The organism is Sulfolobus sp. B1, assembly GCF_007050195.1.
GTDB lineage: Archaea > Thermoproteota > Thermoprotei_A > Sulfolobales > Sulfolobaceae > Saccharolobus.
Genome location: NZ_QIMI01000013.1, coordinates 1 through 23,910, shown reverse-complemented (window position 1 = coordinate 23,910; position 23,910 = coordinate 1). Strand labels below are relative to the sequence as shown.

The window sequence follows — 23,910 nt, the reverse complement described above, 5'->3', positions numbered from 1 at the left end:
AAAGAAGTATTTACATCATTTTTTAAGGAAGCTGAAATAAACGTTAGATTATGTATCTGACTGCCATCTATAGGAAATTCTGTTGGAAATAACTGGCTATTTTGGTAAGAGATATAGTATTTGGTAAAAATCGTCTGACCATTGGTGGAAATTATCGAAAGGTTATATGTTAGCGGATTTAAATTTAATATAGTGTAATTATATGTGTATAGATATAATTTATCACCATCTATTATTTGAACACTATAAGTAAAATTCTCGTGAGGGTATAAGGGTACTGTCGAGGCTATAAGCGTTAAAAATAGAATTATTAAGAACGTACGATAAAGCATATATTTAATAACTTACTTTTGAGTTAATAAAAATTATGAGCGAAGAGTGGTTAAGGGTATTTGAGTCTGATTTGTATATTAGAGAGATGCTAAAAGTTTGGGACGAAGGAGAAAGATGGGCTAATTGGATTGATGAAGCCGTTAGTAAGTATAAGCTTGGAAAGAAAGTCTTGGACGTCCCTTGTGGCGTGGGAAGGGTTGCATATTTTCTTTCTAAAAAAGGGTATAAAGTTACAGGGGTAGACATTTCGGAGAAAATGATAAGTATGGCAAGAAATAATATATCAAATGGTAATTTTATTGTAGGGGATATGAGACGACTAAAGGATATAATAGGCGATGAAAAATATGATCTGGTAATAAATATTAATAATAGCCTAGGTTATTACACGGAGGAAGATGACATAAAAATACTAGAATCGTTAAGACAATCAAGTAATGGTTTAGTAATAATAAACCTTGATAATAGAGATTACATAATTTACAATAAACCTAGTGAATACTATATGTTTATACCACCTTATCTGGTTTACTCTAAGGTAGACTTCGATCAAGAGACGTCAAGGTTAAACGTGTATAGAAAATATTATATGGATGGAAAGTTAGTGGGAGAAATAAATTATTCACAAAGACTATACAGTCTTCATGAAGCTCTAGCTCTGTTAAAGAAATCCGGCTTGAAGGCAATTGAAATACTTTCGGGATACTCGTGGAAGAAATTCACAATAGCAGACCCTGAAATGACCATCATTGCCAGTCAAGCCTAGCTAAATATATTTCGTCTTTATTTCTAATAATTCTTACCTTAACTTCCATCCCGACGTCTAAATCATTTGCATCAACTAGGGTTATTACTCTGTTTTTAGCCTTAACTATCATTTCATTCCTCATCCATCCCTCGCTTATAACTTCACCTATAACTCTCTCTCCTATATCAAAAACGGGGCCTAATCTAATGTCTGGAAATATCTCGAAATCCATAGGCGATAATTTTAGCCTCACCATTGTGATCTTTTCTAAGTCGTCTAAATAATTATAAAACTCTTTCCAGCCAACTTCTTTTATATCATTCCCTCTACCATACTTATGTTTTATAAATTTTTGAATTCCAATTTTAAAATTATAATCTTTAGCAGTTTTTACTATTTCCACGATATCTTCATCGTTGATACCAGGTAACCAAACTGGGGTTAACAATACATCTATGCCTTGAAGCTTAGCATAAATCAGTACTTCAAGAATCTTATTTATATCATATCCTTTATGTCCAGTAAGAGACTTTGCCTTATTAATATCTAAACTATCGATAGATACATTTAATCTATCCAATCCCGCGTCCACTAACTTGTTTATATTTGCCTTATTTAATGTCAAGCCGTGAGTTTCTATCGCGACTTCATTTACCTTAGGATTTCCTTTTAAACCTTTAATTATTTAGTAATTATTATTTTCTCGTTTCGATTATTTAATTTTCTACCATTAATCTTTTCCTTATGCATTAATAATGACTTGTTGGTGACTACAATAAATCCCAAGAGGTACGTTACGATTATAGAAAGAATGGAAAATATGAGTGATATAGAGAGTAAACTAACTATCTGGATTCCTAATACTTCTTCACCAGCCCAAAAGGATATTGAGAAAATTAACAAAATTACTATTACATCGGTAAACTTCTCGATAGCCTTATAATATTTTATTTTTCCCAAGATCAAAAATATTATATAAAGTATTATAAAAAGTAAGGAGCTCGTGCTCAATTTAGTTTCGATAATTCTTTATTCTTCCTCAATTATATACTTTTCAAGTAAGTTGTAGTTTTTGGTTACCCTATACAACGATTTTGAACCTTTATTGATTTTCATTATTAATCCAAATTTCTCTAGAATTTCTAAATGATATTTTATTGTAGAATAATTTAAATTGAGTTTTCTGGCTAACTCGTATGCACTTTGTGGATTATTTTTCAATTCATTTAATATCTTTTTTCTAGTATCCCAACCCTTGTTTTGGAAGATCTCCTCTATTTTCAGTAGCATATGTTAAAATATGTAAAGCTTGATAAAACTCTAAGCCTTAGTACAAGTGTTCTAATCTCTTTCATTGGTAGAAAAAATGAATTTAATTGCTATAAGAACGAGTGGAATTACAAATAATTGAGACAATGTAAAAGATAATAGAATGTTAGCTATTACAAAACCTAGTAATAACTTATCCATATGTAAAATGTAGAGCCAGAATATTTAAATTTAAAATTTAAAACCTTGATGTCTGATAATACTTTTGAAAAACACAAACAATAGTAGTAATAATATTACAATGGTACTAAATGAGTAAAATTCGCTATGAAGCCCTAAAAGGAATAATATAAGTAATGGTATAGGAATGAAAAATTTTATAAAAGGATAGCCTTCGATAAAGACTCCAGCTAATGCTGCCGGGATTAAAGCAATAGGATAGAATATCGCAAGAATAAGAAGAATGATTATTACAATAAAAAGTAACACGTTAAGGTTGAACTTCTGTGACAACATATATTTATAATTATGAAAACCATTATAAAAATTATAGCTTATCTAGAATTGAATGAAATTCTTTTATGTGATCCCTATAACTGCTAAAGAATCTAGCTCTTTCAATTTCGTTATCGGTAATTTCTACTACTCCTCTATCCTCATAGAATAATTTTAATTTTAGCTTAGTCTCTCCAAGCGGAGAGATTACTCTGGACCCTCCCCAAAAATATTCCTCCTCTTGACTACCTACTACGTTAACGAAAACTGACCAAACAGTATTCATTAATGAATGAGCCTTCAGTAAGGCATCCCAATTATCCTCAATCATTAGTCTTTCGCTTAGTTTTCTCATTGGTGAGGCTGATGGGATAAAAATAGCGTCAGCACCTAACAATGCTATAGCCTCTATTGGTTCTGGATGCCATGCATCTTCACAGATTACTACTCCAAATCGTGTTCCCTTATATTCAAAAACTTTTAAGTCCTTAAGAGGATCACCCCTTTGAAAATATCTTCGCTCTTCAAATAATCCATATGTAGGAAGATAGAATTTATACACGTAGTCTAATTTTCCATTAATAACTACTGCTGCTGAGTTTCTAATTATTCCCTTTCTCATCTCCTTTAATGTTCCGAAAATTGCACATTTGCTTACTTTTTCTGCAATCTTCTCCGTTACCTTCATAGCCTCTTTGTATACCTCATAGGTTAGATCTTTTAAGATATATCCGGTCAACGATAACTCTGGGAAAACTATACAATCTGCAGTGCTTGTCTCTATAATCTCAATGTGCTTATCGAAGTTTTTGTTAATATTACCTAAATACGACCTTATTTGAGCTAATTCTACTGTTATACCCATCTCCTAGGGAACCTCCAATCTGAATTAATTGCTCTTCCACTTAATCTAAATATCTCTGGTGGTAGTCTTTTATGTTGGGACGTTTTCACTAGCTTATCTACTTTACGGACTACCTCAATCGGAACCTTAAGCATATTGGATATTTCCTCTTCACTTCTCATTTCGTCGAATCTTAAATATAATATGGAATCTACTGTATCATAGTCTACACCCAATTCGCCCTCTGCCGTTTGTCCTTCCCATAAGGCTGGGGAGCTGGGTTTAGTTACTATTCGTTCCGGTAAACCTAAGCATCTTCCTAACATTCTTACTTGCGTTTTATACAAGTCTCCTATCGGAAGTACATCAACTCCACCATCTCCATATTTTGTGAAATAGCCTAGAAGTAATTCACTTTTGTCTCCAGTCCCTACAACCAAGTAGTTTAACTTTTGAGCATAAGCATAAAGGAGTATCATTCTTGTTCTGGCTTTAATATTTCCTATTATTACCCTATCCTCAGTATCGATATTGTTAGATATTGTTTTAACTATTTCATCGATGTTTATTAGTTTGTATTTATTCTCTGCATGAAGAAGTTTTACTAATTCTAATGAGTCCTCTAAGTCAATTTTTGGCGTAGAAGAAGAGGGCATGAGTAGTATGAAGAAGTTATCTGTAGCTTTAGCCAATATAGAGGCTGTAACTGCTGAATCTATACCTCCACTTACACCTATAACGCCTCCATCCTTTCTACTAAACTCAAGGTATTCCTTTAACCTTTCAACTAGGTAATCCACAACCGTATTACAATCTATCTTAAGTGAATTTCTCACATATTCTGGCATTACCATACTAATATGTTATTAGTTTTAAGGAATAAATGTCTGAATAGAGAGCCCGTTTATGTCTTTTTAAAGTTGATTAAGATATAATTTAATATTTCGTACTTAATTGTATTTCTGTTATCCAAAGTTATAGTATATACTTTTCCTCCCCTAAGAGAGTCCTTTAAACTTCTATGAATTACTGCTAACAAGGGTTTTTCGTCCGAGTTAATAACCTTCAGAATAAAATCTTTCATTGATTTTATTGATAATTCCATGGGTCCTATCTCGTCAATAGCTATGATATCAGAATTCGAAGTACTTGATTCTATATCAGCGAGAATTCTGTTCACGTTATCCTCGAGCACGGTGTATTTGCCAATCTTTATTTTACCGGGATAGTCAACTCTAGCTAACCAATCGAACTTACCGGACCATATATCGACTATTTTAAATCCTATTCTCCTTCCTTCATGTTTGACCTCTGGGCAATAAAATCCTGAAATTTTTAAGTTTCTTCTTTTCAATTCATTCAGCAAAAAAATGAAAGTTGTAGTCTTCCCAACTCCTGGGTTTCCCGTTAAATATACTCTTAGTACCACGATAAGAATTCTCTACCTTTAGAGATATAATACTATATGGAAAAAGGTTTTTTGTACCCTAATGCTAATAAATTAACCGTATTAACAAATTTAAGCAGGATGGAATAATGGGATTACTAGAAGTATATTCAAATCCAGAAAAGCCAGAGATTCTGTGCTCTTTGATTGACGATAAAGGAAATAAAAAAGAGATCATGTTAATCAAGCTTCAAGATAACGGTATACATGTTTATAAAACACAAGAACATTACATTTTACCTCCTGTCCCTCAAATAGACTCTTTAATAAGGGATGTCATAGAAGAAGTTGCTGAAGAATTGAAAGTAGATTCTATAGTATATAACTCCGGTAATGATGATTCTAATTCAAATTCCTTAGTTCTAAGTAACGACTGGTTTGATGTGGAGAGACTAGCATTAGCATCATCTAAGCATGTTGCCTTATCAAGCGAGATAGATTCCAGGGTGATAGTTAGTATAGTAAAATTTTCTAATAATACTTTCGCGTCAACTGTACTAAGAAAGGAAGATTCGTTTCCGATACTTCAAATATTTATGGATACTTCGTATAACCCACCTTTAATCAAGATATATAATGAGTTGGGACAAGTAGTGGAGTCTAGGAGGGAGTACGTTAGCAATTTTGAGGACTATATAAAGGGTCTTATAAATGAGGATGAGTACGCCATCGTTTATAGAGAATTGTTAGATTATAATTTTATACCTGCCGAGAATTCTACCGAGAATGGTAAGAAGCTCTACGTTGGATGTATATTTAAGTACATTATCAGTTTTAACACTGAGAAAAGGAGTATAATAATAAAGAAGAGGAAATTAGCGAGAGTGTTAAAAGCAATACTTTACCTAGATAAGTTAGTAAATAATGTTGGTGTTGAAGTAATAATAGGTAATCTCACTGATATGGAAAACCTAGATAAAAATATACTAAAATTAAAGACTAAGGCAGAGAAATTACTAGGAAATAAGTTCAAAATAACTAACGTTAGTTACTATGGCGATAGTATGGAATTAATAAAGAATATTAAAGATGTTAAGAAAAGGCGGAATGAAAATTCAAGCAATAAGGAAATACTATACGTTCTGCCAATTGTTTTTATTGTTGTTGCCGATTCAAAAAGGAGATTTGAGGAATATGTAGAGAGGATAATTAAAGGACCAACATCTGATGGCTTAGAGCTACTTGATGAATATTTTAGGCAGAATTTATCTAGTTCGTTTGTAGCATATTTGGCAAATTTAGAGGAAATCTTAATATTATATAATGATATTATTGAAGACTTAGATGATCAAGATGAGTGAAAATAATGTAGTTTATATGTATGTTTCTTCATTTAAACTATCTCAAAACTGGTGGAGTGAGAGTAGGGAAAATAGAAGAAAAATGGTTGATAATATAGAATCAATTGAGTCAAATTTTAGAGAAAATCTAATCTCATTAAAGAGATATATATCTTTGAGATATGATAGTGATATCATTTATTGGATAAGTTCAGAAGACACTTCTAAGATTGTAGAATTTAAATATAATATTCTTAAAAGTTTGAAAAATTTTGGTTTTGAGAGCTTCTCTATGTTATCAGTTTATAAGCCCTCCCCTTACGTTAAAGGTAATTTTAATGTAAAATCTGTGCTCAATGCTGAGCCATTACGTTACTTCATAGCCTATCCTATGAAAAAAAGCGTAGACTGGTATTTATTGCCTTTTGAAGATAGGGAAAAAATTATGAGAGAACACATAGAAATAGCTAAGAAACATCCAAAAAATAAGGGAATTAGATCATATACTACATACTCATTTGGAATTGGGGATTACGAATTTGTAGTGATATATGAAGTACCTTCAATAGAAGATTGGGTCGAGGTAGTCGAAGCCCTTAGAGAGGCTAAAGCTAGAAAATGGGTGATAAAGGAAGAGCCTATATTAGTAGGAGAACTTAAAGGTTTAGATGTGTTTTTAGAATGAGAAGTCCTATTATGGTCTTTGCGTCTTCAATTTTCTTCTCTTTAATCATATTTATCGCATCTTCAATTTTAACCTCTATTGGTTCAATTATCTCATAAGGCTCTGGTCTAGCTCCTACGTATTTCAAATTCTCAGCTAGATATAATCTCATGTACTCACTAGATATTCCAGGGGAGGAATAAAATCCCACTATTTCGGTCAGCTTTTCAGCCTTATATCCTACTTCTTCTATTAACTCTCTTTCAGCAGCCTCTATTGGATTCTCATTTTCCTCAAGAGTTCCAGCAGGTAATTCGTATATCCATTTGCCAATTACGGGTCTATATTGCTTAATTAACACCACCTTTTCATCGTCTAGTCTAGGTATTATTACCACTGAACCCCTATGTTTGATATATTCCAATTCTCTCTCGTAACCATTAGGTAACTTGGTTTTTTCTACGTGAACCTCAAACTTCTTTCCGCTAAAAATTTTCATATATTAATTTTTAGTTTATCTCTTAAGAATTTTTCTATATATCTTAAAGCGAACTCCCAATCTATTTTTAGAAGTATATAACCTAGTATAGCGAAAACTGCTATAGAAATTATAGAGAGCTCAACAACATTAATATCTAGAAATGAAGAAATTAGTTGAATTCCCTCTACTTCGATGCTTATCTCTATACTACTCTTAACTATTTTCCCCACTATCGAGATCAAGATTAGTTTGAGTAATCCTAGCTTTGCTATACCAGAGGCTAGAAATATGTAGTCATCAAGGGGCAAAAATGGGAATATTGAAAATATAAATAATGGAAGATAAAATCCAATACTTTTACTAATTCTCTCTAGAAAAAGTATATTTTTGTTATTCTTTAATGGTTTTCTCACTGCAATACCTAAAGTATACATAACTGTTTTAGATAATGATGCTCCTAATCCACTACATATTATAACTAAGATAAGTGATAGTGGACTTACACCGCTCTTGAGAAGTATACTAGTTGCTATTAACGTGTAAGGAGCACCTAGAAAAGGTGTCGCATTAGTCACAAAGGAAATCACGAATATTACTATCAACGCTTGGATTGATATCATTATTATTATTTACCGGATAATGACTTTTAAGCGTTATGATGTAAAGATGATTTCTATGAAGATTCCCATAAATGTGGACAAAGTTTCAGGTAAGATCGTAGCTGTTAGGGTAGATGGTAAGATGTCGTATAACTATTCTCCAGAATATATTCCATATGGTAGCAAGGTGTTAGCGTTAGAAGTTCAGGATGTTATAGTTCCTAAAGGAAGTCATGTTATTGAGATAATAACTGAGAAAGGGAATTACTTGAAGGCAAAATTTGTGGTTTAGATTATTTAACTTCTTCTCGTATATTAAGACTTTTTATTCTCAGCTTGATGTATACAAATTAGCTGGTGATAACTTATGTGTTTATTTTGCGATATTATTAGCGGAAAGGATAGTGGTTACATAGTTTATGAAGATGATAACGTTGTAGCGTTCTTGGATAAGTTTCCAATCACCCCCGGTCATACTTTAGTAGTTCCGAGGAGGCACTATGAAAACTTCTTAGAAATACCTTCTGAAGTATTATCTTACTTTTGCGAAAGGGTAAAAATAATTGCAGTAGGAGTTAAAAACGCATTAGGAGCTGATGGTATAAGGATTTTAACCAATATAGGAAGAAGCGCGGGTCAAGTTATTTTTCACTCCCATTTTCATATCGTACCCATGTGGTTAAGTGATCCTAATATAGGTATGAACTTCGTGCCTAGGAAAGAGCAACCTAAGGAGTATTATGAATACATACAGAAAATTATAATAGAAAGTTTAAAGAATATTAAATAATAAGGGTTAAATAGAAATGGGAGTAGCTGAAGATTTAAAAGGATTATTAGGGGAGAATTTTCGTGATGATCTAACTGAAAGGCTGTCTCATTCAGCAGATATGGGTTTCATTCCAGAGTTAGTCTGGTCTGGAATCAAGATAAATATTGTACCGGACTACGTAGTATATCCTAGGTCTGTAGAAGATGTTATAAATGTAGTAAAAATAGCCTTAAAGTACAAAGTGCCATTAACACCTTATGGCAGAGGAACTAATAGATACGGTAATGCAATTCCGGCTGATGGTGGAATATTACTAGACTTCTCTAAAATGTCAAACGTTAGTATAGATAAAGCTAATAAAGTAGCTATTGTAGAACCAGGTGCGACATGGAAATTAGTTGACATTTATGCTCAGCAAGAAGGTTTACAACTTAGGACATTTCCCTCATCATATGATTCTTCTGTTGGAGGAGGAATTGCTAGTGATAGTTTAGGTATAGGATCTTATGAATATGGTTTTATCTCGGATAATGTTACATTTGTAGATATCGTTAATCCTAGGGGAGATATAGTAAGATTAGAAGGGAAAGATTTAGCACTTGCTTGTGGTGCTGAAGGTACTACTGGAATTATAGTAAGAGCTGGGATAAAACTGAGGAACTTCTCTCCCACTGAGGCTATGGTAATATCATTCGATAGCCTAGATCAAATGGTCAAGGCAGTTGGAGAGTTTTATAGAGAGGTAATACCAGCATGGCATGTCCAAGTTAGAGGACCTTATATCTCTACATATATGGCAGAAAAATACAAAGCACCTCTAGATCCTCAAAAATGGAACATGGTAATTTTATATCCTTCACCTAGATCCCCGCTAGTAGAACCAAAAGTCTATAAAATCTCTCAAGCTTATGGTGGAAAAGTTTTTGAAGGAGAATGGACTGGTTGGTGGTCTTTTAATCACGGAGTAGTTGCAGCATTAAGAACACAAGGTCTCTTGATACATCAACATGGACTAATACATTACACTGCATTAACGGAACTGCTTAACAATTTATCGAAGACATTAGGGAAAATAGGAGAACTTTCACCAGATGGAGGTTATGATGTCGATATAGCTTTGGAAAGGAGAGAGGTTCTCTTAGTTAATTCGTTTACACAAGTCTCCGTTAATCCCGTTGATAAAAAGATACTTTATGATTTAGCGAAAAATACGCTCATGATGGAGGAGTACATCAAGGTAGGAGGATCTCTATTATCAATTGGAATTTTTGCTCATAAATATGCTAAAAATAGGCTAAATAGCATGGGGAAAACCTTTATGGACTTAGGCGTTGATAGATATGAGGCAATTAAAAAATATAAGGAGGAGGCTGATCCAGAAGAAATATTTAATCCAGGTAAGCTCTTTGATCCTAAGAATAGAGCTAAAGCTGTACTGGAGATACCATCTAGGCAACAAGAGGCCCTACGTTTCAGATTTGGCATAGGAATTGCGAAGAGGCTATCTCCGGGTGGAGAAGTTGACGGTTTTAAACATGTGAGAAGGTATTTAGAAGATTTCGCTGATTATGCCCTAATGTGCATAGATTGTGCTATGTGTGTAACGGTGTGTCCACAATATAGATTAATTCCACAATGGCCATACGCCCCTAAAGGTATGTTTGATTTCGTAAAAGGAGCAATAGCCTACCATGAGTTACAAGGTACCATAGATATTCCAGACAGTGCGATTGCTGAATTATCTGGTTGTCATAAATGTGGTCTTTGTGATGGAGTATGCCCCGCCAAAATACCAATTTCCACATTACTTCTAAAGCTCAATAGTCTTGTGGCTAAGAAAATGCCGGAGGAGCCATCAGTGGATCTTCCTTTATTATCTGATGAGGAATTATCGTCAATAATAGATCCCAATAGTCAGATAATTCTCTGGATAGGAAAAAACATGATGAATAACCCTTCAGTAGCTACAACAGCATTAAAACTGATAAAGAAAATGGGATTAAAAGTGAAAATTATAGGTACCGGTTCAGATAGTGGCTTCTTAGATTACATAAGTGGTAATGGGAATAAGTTTGTCGAAAAGATGAAACAAAATCTTAACGTACTGAGTAATTCATTAGAAATAGTAACTATAACTCCTGAGGACTATAGAACATTTTCAACTGCATATAAGGACTATTCTAAGCTATTGGGAACTGAAGCTTATTTTGAAGTTGTTCCCCTAGAGTTAAGATTGTTAAAGTCGATAATGGTGGAAGGTAATAACGAGAATGTCAATTTGCACATAGCTTGTTTCTCCTCTAGTTACGCAGATGAAATAGTGAGAAGACTTTCTGAAAAAGGATTTAGAGTAAAAAAGATTGAGGGTTGCTCGGGAGCTGTATTAGAAAAAAGCCTAGGTAAAAGAGCAGATCTAATGGCTAAGGCCATAGGGGAGAAGTATGGAAAAATAATTACCTTATGTCCGTTAGCTGCTGCTAAGTTTAGAAGTGTGGGTATTAACGCAATAACCTTAATAGAATTTCTAGCAGAAAAGTTAGGTATTCAATCACCTGAATACCAAGTAATAACTTTCAAGCTTAGTGAAAAAGACAAAGAGTATATTAAATCCTTATTGTTATCTTCATTATTAGGAAGTCTTAACGCAAGAGCTGATGTTATAGCTGATACAGCTACTTTCTCCACCTCAGGCTTAGATGAATATAAGAAGATTATTGAGCCAATTGTTTCTGAGTCTGTGGACGAGATAGCTAAGTCCATAAGTGCTAAGCTTTACGATACGATTAAATCATTGATAACTGAAAAATCATCAAGCAAGCCAATTATTATTGCAGAATACATTAGAGAACTTTCAAATGTTCTATCAACAATAGAGCTAGATAAGGCAATTCAACCATTCATGACTCTGTTGAGGAGCAAAATTAAGGAAGAATATGACGAAAAGGTTGTTAGTTTAGCCTTAATACAACTACTAAGAGAGAATGAGGAGAGGCTCAAGAACATATTATCGACAGAACTTAATAAAATGTAGTTTTATTACATATTTATACTTTTTATTTATAAATAACGACAATTTTTACATTTCAGGATTTGTAAGTGTATATTAGTCACTCATTCTGACTAATAAGACTTCACCATACTTAATATAGCATTTCATATAATTAACTGAAAATCTGATAGTTTATTATTTTATGTATATTTCAATTTTTTATCATTATTAATATTATATAATTAATAACCTACTTAAATATTAACAATTTTAAGATATAACCAAAGGCAAGATTTTTTATTGTTTTTATTCTAGTTGCAATTGGGGCAATTACCCCAAATATTTAAGCTTTAATTACCGGAAAGGGGCAAAGATTAAATATGGGTTATAGAGTTTTCTCTGCAGGGCAATACAAAATACGTCAGAGAGGGGATAAGTATTATGTTTACTTTATAGAGAAGGACGATAGGGGTAAGGTAAAGGAGCATTACGTTGGTCCTTTAGCTGACGTGGTTGAGTTTTACGTTAGAAATGGGGGGAGTGGGGCACTCCCCCACAGTGCGGGGGACGGGATTTGAACCCGTGCAGGCCTTCGCCAGCGGAGCCTCAGTCCGCCCCCTTTGCCCTAGCTCGGGCACCCCCGCACTCTCACCTATATTCTATTTCAACTAGGTATAAAGTTTTACGACTCCATAGTAATTTTGCTCATAGATAAGTTTTAGCCTAGTCTCAGTTGATATTACTTTCTAAATAATTCGAAAAGTTATGATTAGCTTAATTAAAGTCTCATTAAAGCTAAATCGTATCTCCTATAATCCAGTTTTGTTCATTTTATCCTATTCAATTCCTACATTCGTATTGGTCTATCCGTCATTTTTTATACCTATGCTAGCTAAACATTTTCCTTATTGGGAGGCTTTTTTGTTATTATCCTTACCATTTTTGGGTAGGGTTTTTGGTTCAGTGCTCTATCAATTCTTTAGATCTTACACTATACCCTTTATCTTACTTTCTTTACTGACGTTTTTGCAGTCTAATTTATTGTTAATATTTCCAGTTAGGTTTCTCATAGGGGTTCTCTTTGGTCTATTAACTAGTTATGCTGTCGATAACGCTGTGAAGAGTAGTAACAATTTGATACTCGGGTTAACTACTGGAGGCTGGAGTATTGGGTGGGTTTTATCTTATATAGCGTATCAATTCCTACACTCCTTTTATGAGATTAACCTATTCGCTAGTGTTTTAATATTATCCTTATCCTTCTTAGGCATTGGGCAACCATTAAAGGTTCTCAAAGCTAGAGTGAACTTTTCATTTCCTAAAGTCTCGTCTGTTCTAATTTACTTGTCAGCCTTGACTCCCGCATTTGCGTTAGAAGTAATTCCCAGCATACTAGAGAAGATTAATTTAACATGGCTCATTTTACCAGCTTATGTTTTATCAATAATAGCCTACTTGGGGTTACCAATTATTGGTCAGAGAATGGGTATTAGAAAGTGTGTAATAGTCACGATGATAGTTATGTTACTGTCGGGACTATCTACTTTCTTACTTTATCCTTATATGTTATTACCCTTTACAATTTTTGGATTAGGTATTCTGTCGATCGTACCCAAGTATTTAGACTTGAGGGGTGAAAAGAGTGAAAGATTGGGAATGGCACTAAATATTGGTTCAATAGCCGGTATCGCAATTCCTACATTATACTCATTGTTTCCAATTACACCGGAATCGTTTCTAATAGCTTCATCTTTAATGATATTTATATTATGACTTAGGATTATTCAACGATTATTAGATTCTTACTCTTAGTGGTTAAACTTATATGGTGAATCCAATACACATTATAATGATTAGGGATGAGTCTTTGACCAATATGTCCTTAATAAGCAGGAGTTAAAAACTCTGTTAAAGGAATTGAAGAAATGGAAAGCTCCTGCAACCGTCTTGTTATCTCTGTATATCCCTCCGGGTAGACCAGTACCAGATGTGGTTAATCTACTAAGACAAGAGTATTCAATAGCTCAAAACATAAAATTAAAGAGAACTAGAGATGCAGTATTAGCAGCTATAGGTGCTGCCATAGATAGATTAAACAAGATACCTAAAGTGGAAGGTAACGGCTTAGTACTCTTTTGCGGAGAAAATTTTGATACAGAAGACTTCAAATGCTTTATGTTTTCTCCTCCAGAAAAAGTTCCGCTGTTCTTCTATAGGACTGATAAGTCTTTTCACACCGAATTTCTAGAAGATATGGTAGAAGATAGTGGTGTGTATGGTCTAATAATCATAGAAAGGGATCAAGCAACTATAGGCTTACTTAAGGGAAGTAGAATAGAGGTTCTAGAGGAGATGGAAGGTTTTGTGCCCGGTAAACATATGATGGGAGGACAGTCACAGAGAAGAATTGAGAGGATTATAGAAGAAATGTACGATAATTTTCTGAAAGAAGTTGGTGAGAAGGTTAATTCCTATTTCTTACCTTATATCGATAATGGAAAAATGAAAGGGGTATTACTAGGAGGTCCAGGATATGCTAAGGATGATTTCTACAAGGGGGAATATTTTGATTATAGAATAAAGAAGATGATAATACAGCCTCTAATTGATGTTTCAGATCAAGGAGAAGTTGGTTTAAGAGAAATGGTAATGAGAGCACAAGATTTACTAAAGAATCAGCAATATGTAGAGGTCCAAAAATTACTGGAGGAATTAAAGTATCACTTAGCAAAAGATGATGGTCTTATAATTTACGGAATAGATGCAATAAAAAAGGCTGTAGAAATGGGAGCGGTTGATTCGTTAATTATATATGAAGATAGTGGCGATGAAGTCGAGAAACTGTCCCAAGAGGCTGAGAACTATGGTGTTAAGATATATGTTGTAAACGACGAAATTCCAGAGGCAGAGTGGGTTAGGAAAACCTTTAACGGTATTGTCGGTAAGTTAAGATATAGGATATATTAGGTCTATTTAATCATTTTTCTTCTTTTCATCTCTTTTATGATATCCTCTATAGGAATAGGAGGCTCTTCAACTCCATAGTTTTGCTTGAAAAGACTCTTAAGCTCATTTATGTTTGTAGTAAATCTCTCAGCTAATATTTTGTTAATTAAGTTTATTTCATCTTCCCAATAATTCCAAGGATACATAAACCATGCCCATTCTACAATTTCCTCAGCGTAATAATCAGGTACTATTTTTGCAACCGGTTTTATATATTGAAGTGTAGCTGTCTTAATTTCAGAGGGGGTAAAATTCTCTATAACGTATTTCTTGGCTAATTCAATGCTATCTCCGGTATCTGTAATATCATCTATTATCGCGACCTTTTTTCCATCTAAATTAACCTTATAAGGATACTTTATTTTAGCTTGAGGAGTGTGTGATGCTGTTTCAACCCAATGCTCTATCTTTATAGATAGTATGTCTATGACACCTAACATATCTGCTACCAATCTAGATGGAACTAATCCTCCCCTTGCTATAGCAATTATTACATCTGGTATATAATCATCATTTTTCATCTTTTCCGATAATTTCATTGACAATTTTATAATTTCATCCCAAGACACTATTTTAACGGGTATCTTAGGCAAAATTAACTCCCTTAATCTTTTACGTTAGAACTTTATCAATTTTTTGCTCCCCTTGGCAATAGCTTATATCGTAATATATTTTTGTTTTCTAGAGTTCTGATAATTTTATGGCAATAGAATAGGTTTAGTTTCAATGTTATCATAATAACGAATAAAATAAATAGTTGATAAAATTTCCTAAATACTACATTATTATATTGAAATTTGAAATAACACATATAGATCAGAACAACAAGAATATTCGTGATATAATTTTAATCGAATAATTACAAGTGCATTTATTTAAAAACTATATTAAGGTGGAACAGATCATAGGTTAATTTTGCGTTGTAAGTCTTAACTTTTGTTTATAAGCTAATATTGAGAAGATTAATTTGGGATAAAATTGAGTGAAAGAGCTTTACTTGAACTACCTAAGAAATTTATGGAAGAACTATCCGCACCCTTCATAGGGAGGGAGGAAGAAGCGAAGGTAATAGTGTTGGCATTACTAAGTAAGGAGCACGTAATACTAATAGGTGAGCCTGGAACTGCTAAATCGGCATTGGCTAGGAGAGCAGCTGAATTGCTAAATGCAAAATTCTTCATGTATCTTTTAACTAAATACACGGAGCCTGCTGAGTTGTTCGGTGCGTTAGACATTAATGCGTTGAGAGAGGGGCAATATAAGAGAATAACTAAAGACAGATTACCAGAAAGTCAAATAGCATTTTTAGATGAAATATTTAACGCTAATTCTGCTATATTAAATGCACTATTATCACTGCTTAATGAAAGGGTAATATATGATGGTTATAATGTTATAAGGGTTCCTTTAAGGACATTGATTAGCGCATCTAACAGAGTTCCAGATGAGCCAGAATTAGAAGCTTTATACGATAGGCTATTGTTAAGACATTACGCAAGACCTGTCGGAGAAGAATTATGGAAACAGTTATTAGATGCTACATGGGAGATAGAATTCACAAGTAAGTGGTCCGTTAAAGAACCGATAATGAATGTTGAACATCTAGATAAGCTATATTCGTATCTTCAGCAAGTAGATTTATCTGGCGTAAAGAATAAGCTCCTTAAATTATATGCAATGTTAGAAGAAAAAGGCATTCATTTAACTGATAGAAGAAAAGGTAAAGTGCTGAAGATAGTTTCAGCCCATGCGATATTAAATGGAAGATTAAAAGCATCGGAAGAAGATCTCATAGTATTGAAATATATAGCACCAAGAGAAATAGATGACTTTGAAAAAGTTTCTGCTCTATTATCTGAGGAACTAAAGACACCTATAAAGTATATGAAAGAATTGAATGAAATATATAACAATATCAAGGAGGCATCAAAATATGTAGATGCTGCTAACGAATCAGATCCTAGATTAATAGAATTGATAAGAAGCCTAAGGGCTACAAGAGATAGGATTATACAGCTGGGCAAAGAAAGTGGTGATGAAAAAGTAGAGGAATTTTCTAAAGAAGTTTTGAGTGAGATAGACAGATTAATAGAAAAAGTTGCGAGAAAGTTGGGGATATACCCATGAGTGAAGATGATGGAGTACTAAGAGGAATAGATTATAGAGATCCCCTTGTTAAATATAGAGGGGAAAGGATTTCATATACATTAAAGAAATTGTTAGGAAGAGATATACAGTTGAAAGAGAATTTTCTAATTGATATGTATTATGTACATTATTTACCCTTACCTATGACTAAGAGTAAAAGCGATGTAAGAAAAGATCAAGAGTTAATGTACTCTTTAGTAGATTCTACGTTGTCATCAGATATTGTGTTGAAGAACAGGGAGTATTCTATAGTAAACTCTGCAGTTAGTTTAGCATTAACAGTGAGTTATGTACAAAACTTGATAGAAGAATTAGAAAGAATTAGGAAGACCTCACAATCAATGGAGGAAAGAGAGGCAGCTGAGGAGATTTTAAACGGTATTATGAAGGGTGGTTCTCCTAAAGAAGGTAAAGAGCAAAAGAACGTTAAACAGCAGACAATGGAAAAAGTTATGAAACAAGCTCATGAGAAAGCCTTATCGAAAGCCATGGAAGATGCTGAATCAGTGAGGGATTTACAAAAAATAGTTGGCGGGAACGGAGCTGGAACTGGTAGTGTATTGACTTTTGAAGGTGAGATTCATGAGGTTTTAAGATTAGCTAGAAACACTGAAGTTAAGAAAATACTGGAGTTTTTAAGCGGAATTCCAAAATTGGGAAGTATAACTAAGAGGAGAACTACTAGGTTCTCGAAAGGAGAACTTTACGGATATGAAGAAGGTAGTGATATTGAAAGAGTAGTATATTCTGAATTAGCACTCCCTGATGTATTATTTTACCTAAAATTAGCTGAAGGGCAATTACTATTATATCAAAAACAGATCAAGGAGACTTTGGGACCAATCTACTTGTTACTTGATAAATCTGGCAGTATGGACGGAGAAAAGATCTTATGGGCAAAGGCGGTAGCTTTAGCGTTATATAGCAGAGCGAGGAGGGAAAATAGGGACTTCTACTTAAGATTCTTCGATAATATACCTTATCCCTTAATAAAAGTTCAGAAGAATGCTAAAAGTAAGGATGTCATAAAAATGATAGAATACATAGGAAAGATAAGAGGAGGGGGAGGAACAGATATTAGCAGATCTGTGATATCTGCTTGTGAAGACATAAAAGAAGGTCATGTAAAAGGAGTAAGCGAAATAATCCTATTAACAGATGGAGAGGATAAAATAGCTGAAACTACAGTTAGAAGATCGTTAAAGGAAGCTAACTCCCAGTTAATTAGTGTTATGATCAGAGGAGATAATGCAGATCTGAAGAGGGTTTCAGACGAATACCTTGTTGTGTACAAGTTAGATCATAATGATCTAATTAAAATAGTTGAGGCCTAATAAATAAGGAGGCCTCAACTTCATCCTCCCACGTGACTCGCGGGCGTCTGTTGAGTATGGCCGTACTTAAATCTTTGAATAAAAATTTATGAAGTTTTCTGTTGTTGTTTCAAACTATTAAGATAATTTTTTATGTAATCCATATCGCTCTTTAATCCATCTACATTATATTCTCTTAGCCACATTAATCCTCCTGCCGCATCAACTATTTCTCCGTTTAACTTAAGATCTTTCCTTCTGTCTTTCCAGTTAAAAACAATTTTAGAAATTATTAATACATATAGGTCTCCATCATTTCTTAAATGTATCTTCCCCCAGAATAAGTCGTTAAAAGAATAGTTAGCTTCATTTGCGAAAGGTTCTCTACCGGGCCTCTCAGATACTGGGATCCAATTATCCATTTTTCCTCCTGAACTCTCAATAACCTTTTTTATCTCATCCTTCATCATATTATCCCCTTGCTTCTTAATACTTCCTTAGCGATATTTCCAATTCCTAACTCGTCTGGACTTAAGCCAAACGCTAGTCCTAATAACTGTGTTACATAAATGGCAGGCATCATCCAATTTACGTTAAACTCAGCCTTTACCTTCAATTGAAGAGAGTCTAATTGTAGGTGACATAATGAGCAAGGATGTATTATGAGATCAGCGCCACCACTTTTCGCACTATTTAGCACATTATAAGCTAGTTTTAACCCGCCTTTTGGATTACTCCCCATAAGTGGAAATCCGCAACAAGCTGTCATCATAGGGAATGTGACTGGAGTTGCACCAGTAACTGAAACCAGATCTGATAAACTATGAGGATTATAAGCGTTCTCAAATCCCATAATTTACTCTGGTCTAAGCATTTGGCAACCGTAATATGTACCCACTTTAAGCCCAGTTAATGGCTTCTTGATATGCTTTTTAATATTTTCTATTCCAACATCTCTTAATAAGACCCAAACTATATGCTCAGCACTAACTTTGCCATCATATTTAACTGAAGTCCCTTGAAGTCTATTATCCACTTTTCTTCTTAAGTCCTTATCCTCATTATATTTGTAAGTTGCTAGTCTATGGCTGTGTAAGCAAACACTACATGGTGTTGTCATCTTATCTAAACCTATCTTCTCTACTTGTGATAGGTTTCTCAAGTTTAATGCAGCATGCCCTATTTCGTCATATTCATCGAGGAAACCTCCTCCACAACAGTTCCAATCAGGTACTTCGATTAATTCTATGCCCAAAATCTCTGCAACCTTTTTAGTAGCTACATCTACGTCTTTAGATAAGCCATGTGTCGCACAACCTGGATAATAGGCTATTTTCATTTTTTCTCACCACCTAAAATCTTTTTGATTTCATTTATATTTTGAACATTCTTTTCTTGCACTAGCGCATATTTAAGCTTTCCGGTTTTAGACATATAAATTAAATCTGTTAGCGACTGGATCAGTCCATATGTCTTCAAGTAAACCATTCCTTCAAGCAATTTGCCAGTTTGTTTTATAGAATCATAAATAGCTTCTACGTGTTTTTCTCCTCTTTTAGCCACTTCAGACTTATCAGAGTAATTCTTAGTAAAGCTTCTAGTCTTTTTAATAGCTGTTACTGGCTCAATATCTCTTGGACATACATTGAAGCATTGGTAACAGTAAGTACAACGCCATGAACTATCAATTAGTATTTTCATCCTTTCATCGGTTATAGTATCTCTTGGGTCTGCTAAGAACCTGTAACCTTTAGCGTGAGCTGCAGGACCTAAGAATTCCGAATCAATTCTCACTGCAGGGCATGCCGATACGCAAAGTCCACACCATATACATTGTGCGAATTTCCACAATTCTTTCTGATCTTCAGGCTTTAATCTATGCTCAGCTTTTTCCTCTAGCACTTCTTTTGATGGATATAATCTAGGTTTTACCTTAAACATCCTATCATAAAATTCATCCCAATCAACAACTAGATCTTTAATTGGTTTAAAGTAATCCATTGGCTCTATAGTTATTACGTTATTATTGTATTTCTTAACAATATCTAGGACTAAAGTTTTACATGCTAATCTGGGTTCTCCATTTATCTTCATTCCACAGCTTCCGCATACAGCCATGTGACATGATGCTCTATATGATAGAGTTGAGTCTTGCTCACTCTTTATTCTTCTTAGTGCTTCTGTAAATTGTGTAAACCTGTCAACCTTTATTTTATACTCACTCCACCAATCTCCTTTCTCTGGACTAAACCTTTTTACTTTAAATACTACTTCTTGTTCTTGGAGGTTCTGTGACATTTAGTACACCCTAGGTTCAGGCTTCCATCTTGTCATTTTAACCGGCTTATACGTAATCTCTACTGTATTACCCCTTAAGTAAGCTATTGTATGCTTCAGCCAATTATTATCATCTCTTTCTGGATAATCAGTCCTATAATGGGCTCCCCTAGACTCTTTTCTATCTAAAGCTGATTTAGCAATTACTATAGCTAGATCTAACATATTTCTTAGCTCAAGAGCGTTAAAGAACTCAGTATTGTAAACTTTACTCTTATCTGTAACGTACATTTTGCTTACCATATCCCTTAAATTATTTATCTCGGACATTGCATTTAATAAACCTCCCTCATCTCTAAATATTCCTACGTTATCCCACATTACATCTCTCAACTTCTCTAATATTTCACCAAAATGAACTCCACTTTCGCTCTTTACGAACTTATAAGCATCATCGACTACCTTCTCAGCCTCCTTCTCGTAGTTGGAAGTTGGTGTATTGGGGTTACTTCTTAAGAACTCAACAACAGTTCTTCCAGTCTCTTGACCAAAGACCAATGTATCTAATAAAGAGTTAGATCCTAATCGGTTTGCTCCGTGTACGGATACGCAAGCCGCTTCTCCAGCTGAATATAATCCTATGAGATCAGGGTTTCTTCCCTTAATATCTACATCTATACCTCCCATATAATAATGCTGGGCTGGTCTGACCGGTATGGGCTCATTAATTGCATCAACTCCAGCGAAGTTCTTAGCTGCTTCATAAGCCAATGCCAATCTCTCTTTTATATATTCCTCACCAAGGTGAGTCAAATCTAATCCTACATATCCCCCCCGGATATCCTCTACCTTCCCTTATTTCTGTTATTATAGATCTGGACACAATATCTCTCGGAGCTAAGTCCAATTTCTTCGGAGCATATTTAGCCATAAACCTCTCTCCTTTTATATTCTTTAAAATCGCTCCTTCACCTCTAGCAGCTTCACTAATCAAAATATCAGATGGGTATAACGCTGTGGGATGAAACTGGACAAACTCTGGATCTTTTAAGGCAGCTCCAGCTCTCAATGCAATTCCAAATCCATCTCCGGTATTAATGTAACTGTTTGTAGTATGTCTATAAAGCATTCCCATACCTCCAGATGCTATAACAACTGCTTTGGTTTTGAAGAAATACGGTGTCATAGTCTTCATTGGCATCGCAACTAAACCTACAACTCTTTTATTATCTGTAACTAGATCTAAAGCAAACCATTCGTTGTAAAAATCTACTGATAAGCCAGATACTCTTTCAAATAATGTGTGCAACAGTGCCATACCAGTTTTATCTCCTACGAATCTTGTTCTAGGATACGTTTGTCCTCCGAAATATCTGACTGCAATTCTTCCATCTGGTTGTCTATTGAATAGTGCACCCCATCTTTCAAGTAACATTGCAATTTCTCCAGATTTATTTGAAAGTAGTTCTGCCGCGTCTTGGTCTACTAAATAGTCTCCTCCTTTAACAGTATCGTAAGTCATATAATCTGGGTTATCGTTTGGATCAGAATTTCCTGGAATGTATGCAGCTATACCTCCTTCTGCAGCAGCGGAGTGTGACCTGGTAGGAAAAACCTTAGATATTACGGCAACTTTGTAACCCGCTGAAGCTATCTCATGTGCACTCATTAGCCCCGCTAATCCACCTCCAATTACAACTGCGTCATATTCGATTTTCTCCATATGTCATTATATTCATCATCTAGTTTTTAAGTATTCTTTCAACTATATTTTAACTTAAACTTATATAAAGATTGAGATTTCAAAAACCTTGTTTAAACAAGAATCTTGTTTTCTAGCTTTACCGATCTGACTTCTTCCCCTTAGAGGGATCCCCTAGTCCACTCTCGTATGAGGGGCAGTCAAGAGAGACTCAGAGAACAATACAAATTCACTATTGAAATAACTTCCGTATCATTTTCATAACTGCAATTAACGCAACGAAAGTATCTATAACCAACCTCTTCATCTCATTACCATGTTTTGGATAATAGGTAGATGAGAAACTAGGGTCAACATAAACAACTCTAAGATCATGTTTCTTTGTCTCTCAATCCAATACTGTATTCTACGGTATTGTATCAAATATAACTTATTCCTAAAACTTATTGACGATCTCTTAAAACCCTCTTAATTATGTGAATTAATATGCTTTGTAATTTCCGTCCTAAAGGGCGAGCTCTCCTTTCGTTTATAACTTAAATTACATACCTATGATAAAATTATAAACGTGAAAACTTTCAAAAATTGATATAACAGGATATTAACACATTATTGTACTAACTCTAACAAATTATTAACAACGTATTTAGGTTTTATGTTTCCGTTTTCAGCATCCTTGCGTGTCGATATACCAGTAAGAACTAACACAGTATCAGCACCTATGTTATTTCCCATTTGTATATCCGTCTCCAATTGATCTCCTACTACCAAAACCTTCGACAGCTGCTTGATGTTTGAGAATTTCATCGCAATTTCAATAATCCATGGATTTGGTTTACCGGCTATGAAATCAGGGTCTCTCTTCAAGGCGTAGATAATCGCACTAGCTAATGATCCAGCTCCTAACTTTAAGCCATCTTTAGCAGGCCAAAGTCTATCCATATTAGTTACAATAAACTTAGACCCTTTACTTATACACCTCATTGCTAGTGAAAGTTTATCGTAAGTAGCTAATCTATCTAAACCTAATACTACAGCATCTGGTATGTTTTCCTCAGCCTCAGCACTGTTGAGTATCGTGAAGCCATGAATTTTAAGCTCTTCAGTTAATCCTTCTTCTCCAACTGGGAATACTCTCTTTATATTTTTTAGCTTTTCTTTCATATAAATTGCAGCGGCTAATCCACTAGTAACTATTTCATTCGGTGTTACGTTTAGTCCTAAATATGATAATTGCCTAGACAATAATACTCTGCTAAACCCTGAATTGTTGGTTACAAAAATTATGCTGATTCCCTTATCTTTAAGTTGTCGTAAAGCCTTTATGTTTTCCCATATTGGTTCGCCTTCCCTCACTACGACTCCATCAATGTCGCTTATTATAAGTTCGTAATCGTTAACTAATGCCAATGGACTCTAACACCTCTATCTTTTCTTTTATCTTATCCTCTAAATCTTCTCCTTTTTTCACAAAACCGAAGAGACCGATACCAGTATATATTGCGTTTTCACAATTTTCCCATTTACCTATAACTGGAGGCAT

At 34.3% G+C, this 23,910-nt stretch carries 23 protein-coding genes, 1 tRNA gene and 4 pseudogenes; 11 read left to right on the top strand and 17 right to left on the bottom strand.

Going from position 1 to position 23,910, the window contains the following annotated elements; genetic code table 11:
- Nucleotides 1–332: pseudogene (locus DMP16_RS11210) on the bottom strand (hypothetical protein); the annotation flags it as partial.
- A gap of 35 nt (nucleotides 333–367) precedes the next feature.
- Between DMP16_RS11210 and DMP16_RS01955 the strand changes: the two are divergent.
- Nucleotides 368–1,099, top strand: coding sequence for a class I SAM-dependent methyltransferase (locus DMP16_RS01955; RefSeq protein WP_069283949.1), 732 nt, complete (start codon nucleotides 368–370; stop codon nucleotides 1,097–1,099).
- Here the strand turns inward: DMP16_RS01955 and DMP16_RS01950 are convergent.
- From DMP16_RS01950 to DMP16_RS01920, 7 genes are all read right to left on the bottom strand, one after another.
- On the bottom strand, nucleotides 1,080–1,763 hold the full coding sequence (locus DMP16_RS01950; RefSeq protein ID WP_342764243.1) for a radical SAM protein: 684 nt from the start codon (nucleotides 1,761–1,763) through the stop codon (nucleotides 1,080–1,082). The genes DMP16_RS01955 and DMP16_RS01950 overlap by 20 nt on opposite strands.
- Nucleotides 1,763–2,041, bottom strand: coding sequence for a hypothetical protein (locus tag DMP16_RS01945; protein WP_143576850.1), 279 nt, complete (start codon nucleotides 2,039–2,041; stop codon nucleotides 1,763–1,765). Before DMP16_RS01945 ends, DMP16_RS01950 begins: the two co-directional genes overlap by 1 nt.
- A gap of 69 nt (nucleotides 2,042–2,110) precedes the next feature.
- On the bottom strand, nucleotides 2,111–2,371 hold the full coding sequence (locus tag DMP16_RS01940) for a winged helix-turn-helix domain-containing protein (RefSeq protein WP_069283952.1): 261 nt from the start codon (nucleotides 2,369–2,371) through the stop codon (nucleotides 2,111–2,113).
- A gap of 51 nt (nucleotides 2,372–2,422) precedes the next feature.
- Nucleotides 2,423–2,551, bottom strand: coding sequence for a hypothetical protein (locus tag DMP16_RS11270; RefSeq protein ID WP_255446763.1), 129 nt, complete (start codon nucleotides 2,549–2,551; stop codon nucleotides 2,423–2,425).
- Nucleotides 2,552–2,897: 346 nt separating this feature from the next.
- Nucleotides 2,898–3,710: a nitrilase-related carbon-nitrogen hydrolase gene (locus tag DMP16_RS01930; protein ID WP_069283954.1), complete on the bottom strand. Its 813-nt coding sequence runs from the start codon at nucleotides 3,708–3,710 to the stop codon at nucleotides 2,898–2,900.
- The gene (locus DMP16_RS01925) at nucleotides 3,701–4,537 is read right to left on the bottom strand and encodes an NAD+ synthase (RefSeq protein ID WP_069283955.1); all 837 of its coding nucleotides are present in this window, start codon (nucleotides 4,535–4,537) and stop codon (nucleotides 3,701–3,703) included. Before DMP16_RS01925 ends, DMP16_RS01930 begins: the two co-directional genes overlap by 10 nt.
- A gap of 56 nt (nucleotides 4,538–4,593) precedes the next feature.
- Entirely contained in the window at nucleotides 4,594–5,118 is a 525-nt protein-coding gene (locus tag DMP16_RS01920) for an NTPase (protein ID WP_231961128.1), read from the bottom strand.
- A gap of 107 nt (nucleotides 5,119–5,225) precedes the next feature.
- Here DMP16_RS01920 and DMP16_RS01915 point away from each other — a divergent pair, with 107 nt between their 5' ends.
- Entirely contained in the window at nucleotides 5,226–6,437 is a 1,212-nt protein-coding gene (locus DMP16_RS01915; protein WP_069283957.1) for a hypothetical protein, read from the top strand.
- On the top strand, nucleotides 6,430–7,101 hold the full coding sequence (locus DMP16_RS01910; protein ID WP_069283958.1) for a chlorite dismutase family protein: 672 nt from the start codon (nucleotides 6,430–6,432) through the stop codon (nucleotides 7,099–7,101). Before DMP16_RS01915 ends, DMP16_RS01910 begins: the two co-directional genes overlap by 8 nt.
- Here DMP16_RS01910 and DMP16_RS01905 read toward each other — a convergent pair.
- Entirely contained in the window at nucleotides 7,073–7,579 is a 507-nt protein-coding gene (locus DMP16_RS01905; RefSeq protein ID WP_069283959.1) for an NUDIX hydrolase, read from the bottom strand. The two genes, DMP16_RS01910 and DMP16_RS01905, sit on opposite strands and share 29 nt — an antisense overlap.
- The gene (locus DMP16_RS01900; protein WP_143576849.1) at nucleotides 7,576–8,181 is read right to left on the bottom strand and encodes a hypothetical protein; all 606 of its coding nucleotides are present in this window, start codon (nucleotides 8,179–8,181) and stop codon (nucleotides 7,576–7,578) included. The genes DMP16_RS01905 and DMP16_RS01900 overlap by 4 nt, the downstream gene beginning before the upstream one ends.
- Nucleotides 8,182–8,236: 55 nt before the next feature.
- On the opposite strand from DMP16_RS01900, the gene DMP16_RS01895 reads away from it, so the two are divergent.
- The 4 genes from DMP16_RS01895 (at nucleotide 8,237) to DMP16_RS01880 (ending at nucleotide 12,499) form a co-directional block, all read left to right on the top strand.
- Entirely contained in the window at nucleotides 8,237–8,452 is a 216-nt protein-coding gene (locus DMP16_RS01895) for a hypothetical protein (RefSeq protein ID WP_069283961.1), read from the top strand.
- Nucleotides 8,453–8,527: 75 nt separating this feature from the next.
- The gene (locus DMP16_RS01890) at nucleotides 8,528–8,950 is read left to right on the top strand and encodes an HIT family protein (RefSeq protein WP_069283962.1); all 423 of its coding nucleotides are present in this window, start codon (nucleotides 8,528–8,530) and stop codon (nucleotides 8,948–8,950) included.
- A gap of 16 nt (nucleotides 8,951–8,966) precedes the next feature.
- On the top strand, nucleotides 8,967–11,963 hold the full coding sequence (locus DMP16_RS01885; RefSeq protein ID WP_069283963.1) for an FAD-binding and (Fe-S)-binding domain-containing protein: 2,997 nt from the start codon (nucleotides 8,967–8,969) through the stop codon (nucleotides 11,961–11,963).
- A 338-nt stretch (nucleotides 11,964–12,301) separates the two neighbouring features.
- The gene (locus tag DMP16_RS01880; RefSeq protein ID WP_083216391.1) at nucleotides 12,302–12,499 is read left to right on the top strand and encodes a putative integrase; all 198 of its coding nucleotides are present in this window, start codon (nucleotides 12,302–12,304) and stop codon (nucleotides 12,497–12,499) included.
- On the opposite strand, the gene DMP16_RS01875 is transcribed toward DMP16_RS01880, so the two are convergent.
- A tRNA-Leu gene (locus DMP16_RS01875) sits at nucleotides 12,481–12,565 on the bottom strand. The two genes, DMP16_RS01880 and DMP16_RS01875, sit on opposite strands and share 19 nt — an antisense overlap.
- Nucleotides 12,566–12,686: 121 nt before the next feature.
- Here DMP16_RS01875 and DMP16_RS01870 point away from each other — a divergent pair.
- Nucleotides 12,687–13,694, top strand: coding sequence for a transporter (locus tag DMP16_RS01870; protein WP_069283964.1), 1,008 nt, complete (start codon nucleotides 12,687–12,689; stop codon nucleotides 13,692–13,694).
- A gap of 123 nt (nucleotides 13,695–13,817) precedes the next feature.
- Nucleotides 13,818–14,888, top strand: a pseudogene (gene prf1 / locus DMP16_RS01865) (peptide chain release factor aRF-1); the annotation flags it as partial.
- A 2-nt stretch (nucleotides 14,889–14,890) separates the two neighbouring features.
- Here prf1 and DMP16_RS01860 read toward each other — a convergent pair.
- Nucleotides 14,891–15,520, bottom strand: a complete 630-nt coding sequence (locus DMP16_RS01860; protein WP_069283965.1) for a phosphoribosyltransferase — start codon at nucleotides 15,518–15,520, stop codon at nucleotides 14,891–14,893.
- A gap of 385 nt (nucleotides 15,521–15,905) precedes the next feature.
- Between DMP16_RS01860 and DMP16_RS01855 the strand changes: the two genes are divergently transcribed.
- Together DMP16_RS01855 and DMP16_RS01850 are read left to right on the top strand one after the other, a co-directional pair.
- Nucleotides 15,906–17,054 (top strand): AAA family ATPase, encoded by a 1,149-nt coding sequence (locus DMP16_RS01855; RefSeq protein ID WP_069283966.1) that lies wholly within the window; start codon nucleotides 15,906–15,908, stop codon nucleotides 17,052–17,054.
- A complete protein-coding gene (locus DMP16_RS01850) occupies nucleotides 17,051–18,409 on the top strand; it encodes a VWA domain-containing protein (protein ID WP_069283967.1) in 1,359 nt (452 codons plus the stop codon). Before DMP16_RS01855 ends, DMP16_RS01850 begins: the two co-directional genes overlap by 4 nt.
- 86 nt (nucleotides 18,410–18,495) lie before the next feature.
- Here DMP16_RS01850 and DMP16_RS01845 read toward each other — a convergent pair whose 3' ends face one another.
- The 5 genes and pseudogenes from DMP16_RS01845 to DMP16_RS01820 form a co-directional block, all read right to left on the bottom strand.
- Nucleotides 18,496–18,855 carry a succinate dehydrogenase gene (locus DMP16_RS01845; protein ID WP_069284719.1) on the bottom strand — a complete coding sequence of 120 codons (360 nt, stop codon included), beginning with the start codon at nucleotides 18,853–18,855 and terminating at the stop codon, nucleotides 18,496–18,498.
- A pseudogene (locus DMP16_RS01840) lies at nucleotides 18,855–19,727 on the bottom strand (CoB--CoM heterodisulfide reductase iron-sulfur subunit B family protein). Before DMP16_RS01840 ends, DMP16_RS01845 begins: the two are co-directional and overlap by 1 nt.
- Complete coding sequence (locus tag DMP16_RS01835) at nucleotides 19,724–20,686, bottom strand: succinate dehydrogenase/fumarate reductase iron-sulfur subunit (protein WP_069283969.1); 963 nt, start codon at nucleotides 20,684–20,686, stop codon at nucleotides 19,724–19,726. Before DMP16_RS01835 ends, DMP16_RS01840 begins: the two are co-directional and overlap by 4 nt.
- A pseudogene (locus DMP16_RS01830) lies at nucleotides 20,687–22,388 on the bottom strand (succinate dehydrogenase flavoprotein subunit). It abuts the gene before it with no gap.
- A gap of 588 nt (nucleotides 22,389–22,976) precedes the next feature.
- A complete protein-coding gene (locus DMP16_RS01820) occupies nucleotides 22,977–23,777 on the bottom strand; it encodes an HAD-IIA family hydrolase (protein WP_069283971.1) in 801 nt (266 codons plus the stop codon).
- Nucleotides 23,778–23,910: the final 133 nt, after the last annotated feature.

Coding starts and splice junctions, on each gene's coding strand:
- DMP16_RS01895 (WP_069283961.1), top strand. CDS start 8,237: ATGAAGATTCCCATAAATGTGGACAAAGTTTCAGGTAAGATCGTAGCT.
- DMP16_RS01910 (WP_069283958.1), top strand. CDS start 6,430: ATGAGTGAAAATAATGTAGTTTATATGTATGTTTCTTCATTTAAACTA.
- DMP16_RS01930 (WP_069283954.1), bottom strand. CDS start 3,710: ATGGGTATAACAGTAGAATTAGCTCAAATAAGGTCGTATTTAGGTAAT.
- DMP16_RS01845 (WP_069284719.1), bottom strand. CDS start 18,855: ATGAAGGATGAGATAAAAAAGGTTATTGAGAGTTCAGGAGGAAAAATG.
- DMP16_RS11270 (WP_255446763.1), bottom strand. CDS start 2,551: ATGGATAAGTTATTACTAGGTTTTGTAATAGCTAACATTCTATTATCT.
- DMP16_RS01835 (WP_069283969.1), bottom strand. CDS start 20,686: ATGTCACAGAACCTCCAAGAACAAGAAGTAGTATTTAAAGTAAAAAGG.
- DMP16_RS01940 (WP_069283952.1), bottom strand. CDS start 2,371: ATGCTACTGAAAATAGAGGAGATCTTCCAAAACAAGGGTTGGGATACT.
- DMP16_RS01890 (WP_069283962.1), top strand. CDS start 8,528: ATGTGTTTATTTTGCGATATTATTAGCGGAAAGGATAGTGGTTACATA.
- DMP16_RS01900 (WP_143576849.1), bottom strand. CDS start 8,181: ATGATATCAATCCAAGCGTTGATAGTAATATTCGTGATTTCCTTTGTG.
- DMP16_RS01955 (WP_069283949.1), top strand. CDS start 368: ATGAGCGAAGAGTGGTTAAGGGTATTTGAGTCTGATTTGTATATTAGA.
- DMP16_RS01925 (WP_069283955.1), bottom strand. CDS start 4,537: ATGCCAGAATATGTGAGAAATTCACTTAAGATAGATTGTAATACGGTT.
- DMP16_RS01905 (WP_069283959.1), bottom strand. CDS start 7,579: ATGAAAATTTTTAGCGGAAAGAAGTTTGAGGTTCACGTAGAAAAAACC.
- DMP16_RS01915 (WP_069283957.1), top strand. CDS start 5,226: ATGGGATTACTAGAAGTATATTCAAATCCAGAAAAGCCAGAGATTCTG.
- DMP16_RS01885 (WP_069283963.1), top strand. CDS start 8,967: ATGGGAGTAGCTGAAGATTTAAAAGGATTATTAGGGGAGAATTTTCGT.
- DMP16_RS01870 (WP_069283964.1), top strand. CDS start 12,687: ATGATTAGCTTAATTAAAGTCTCATTAAAGCTAAATCGTATCTCCTAT.
- DMP16_RS01850 (WP_069283967.1), top strand. CDS start 17,051: ATGAGTGAAGATGATGGAGTACTAAGAGGAATAGATTATAGAGATCCC.
- DMP16_RS01880 (WP_083216391.1), top strand. CDS start 12,302: ATGGGTTATAGAGTTTTCTCTGCAGGGCAATACAAAATACGTCAGAGA.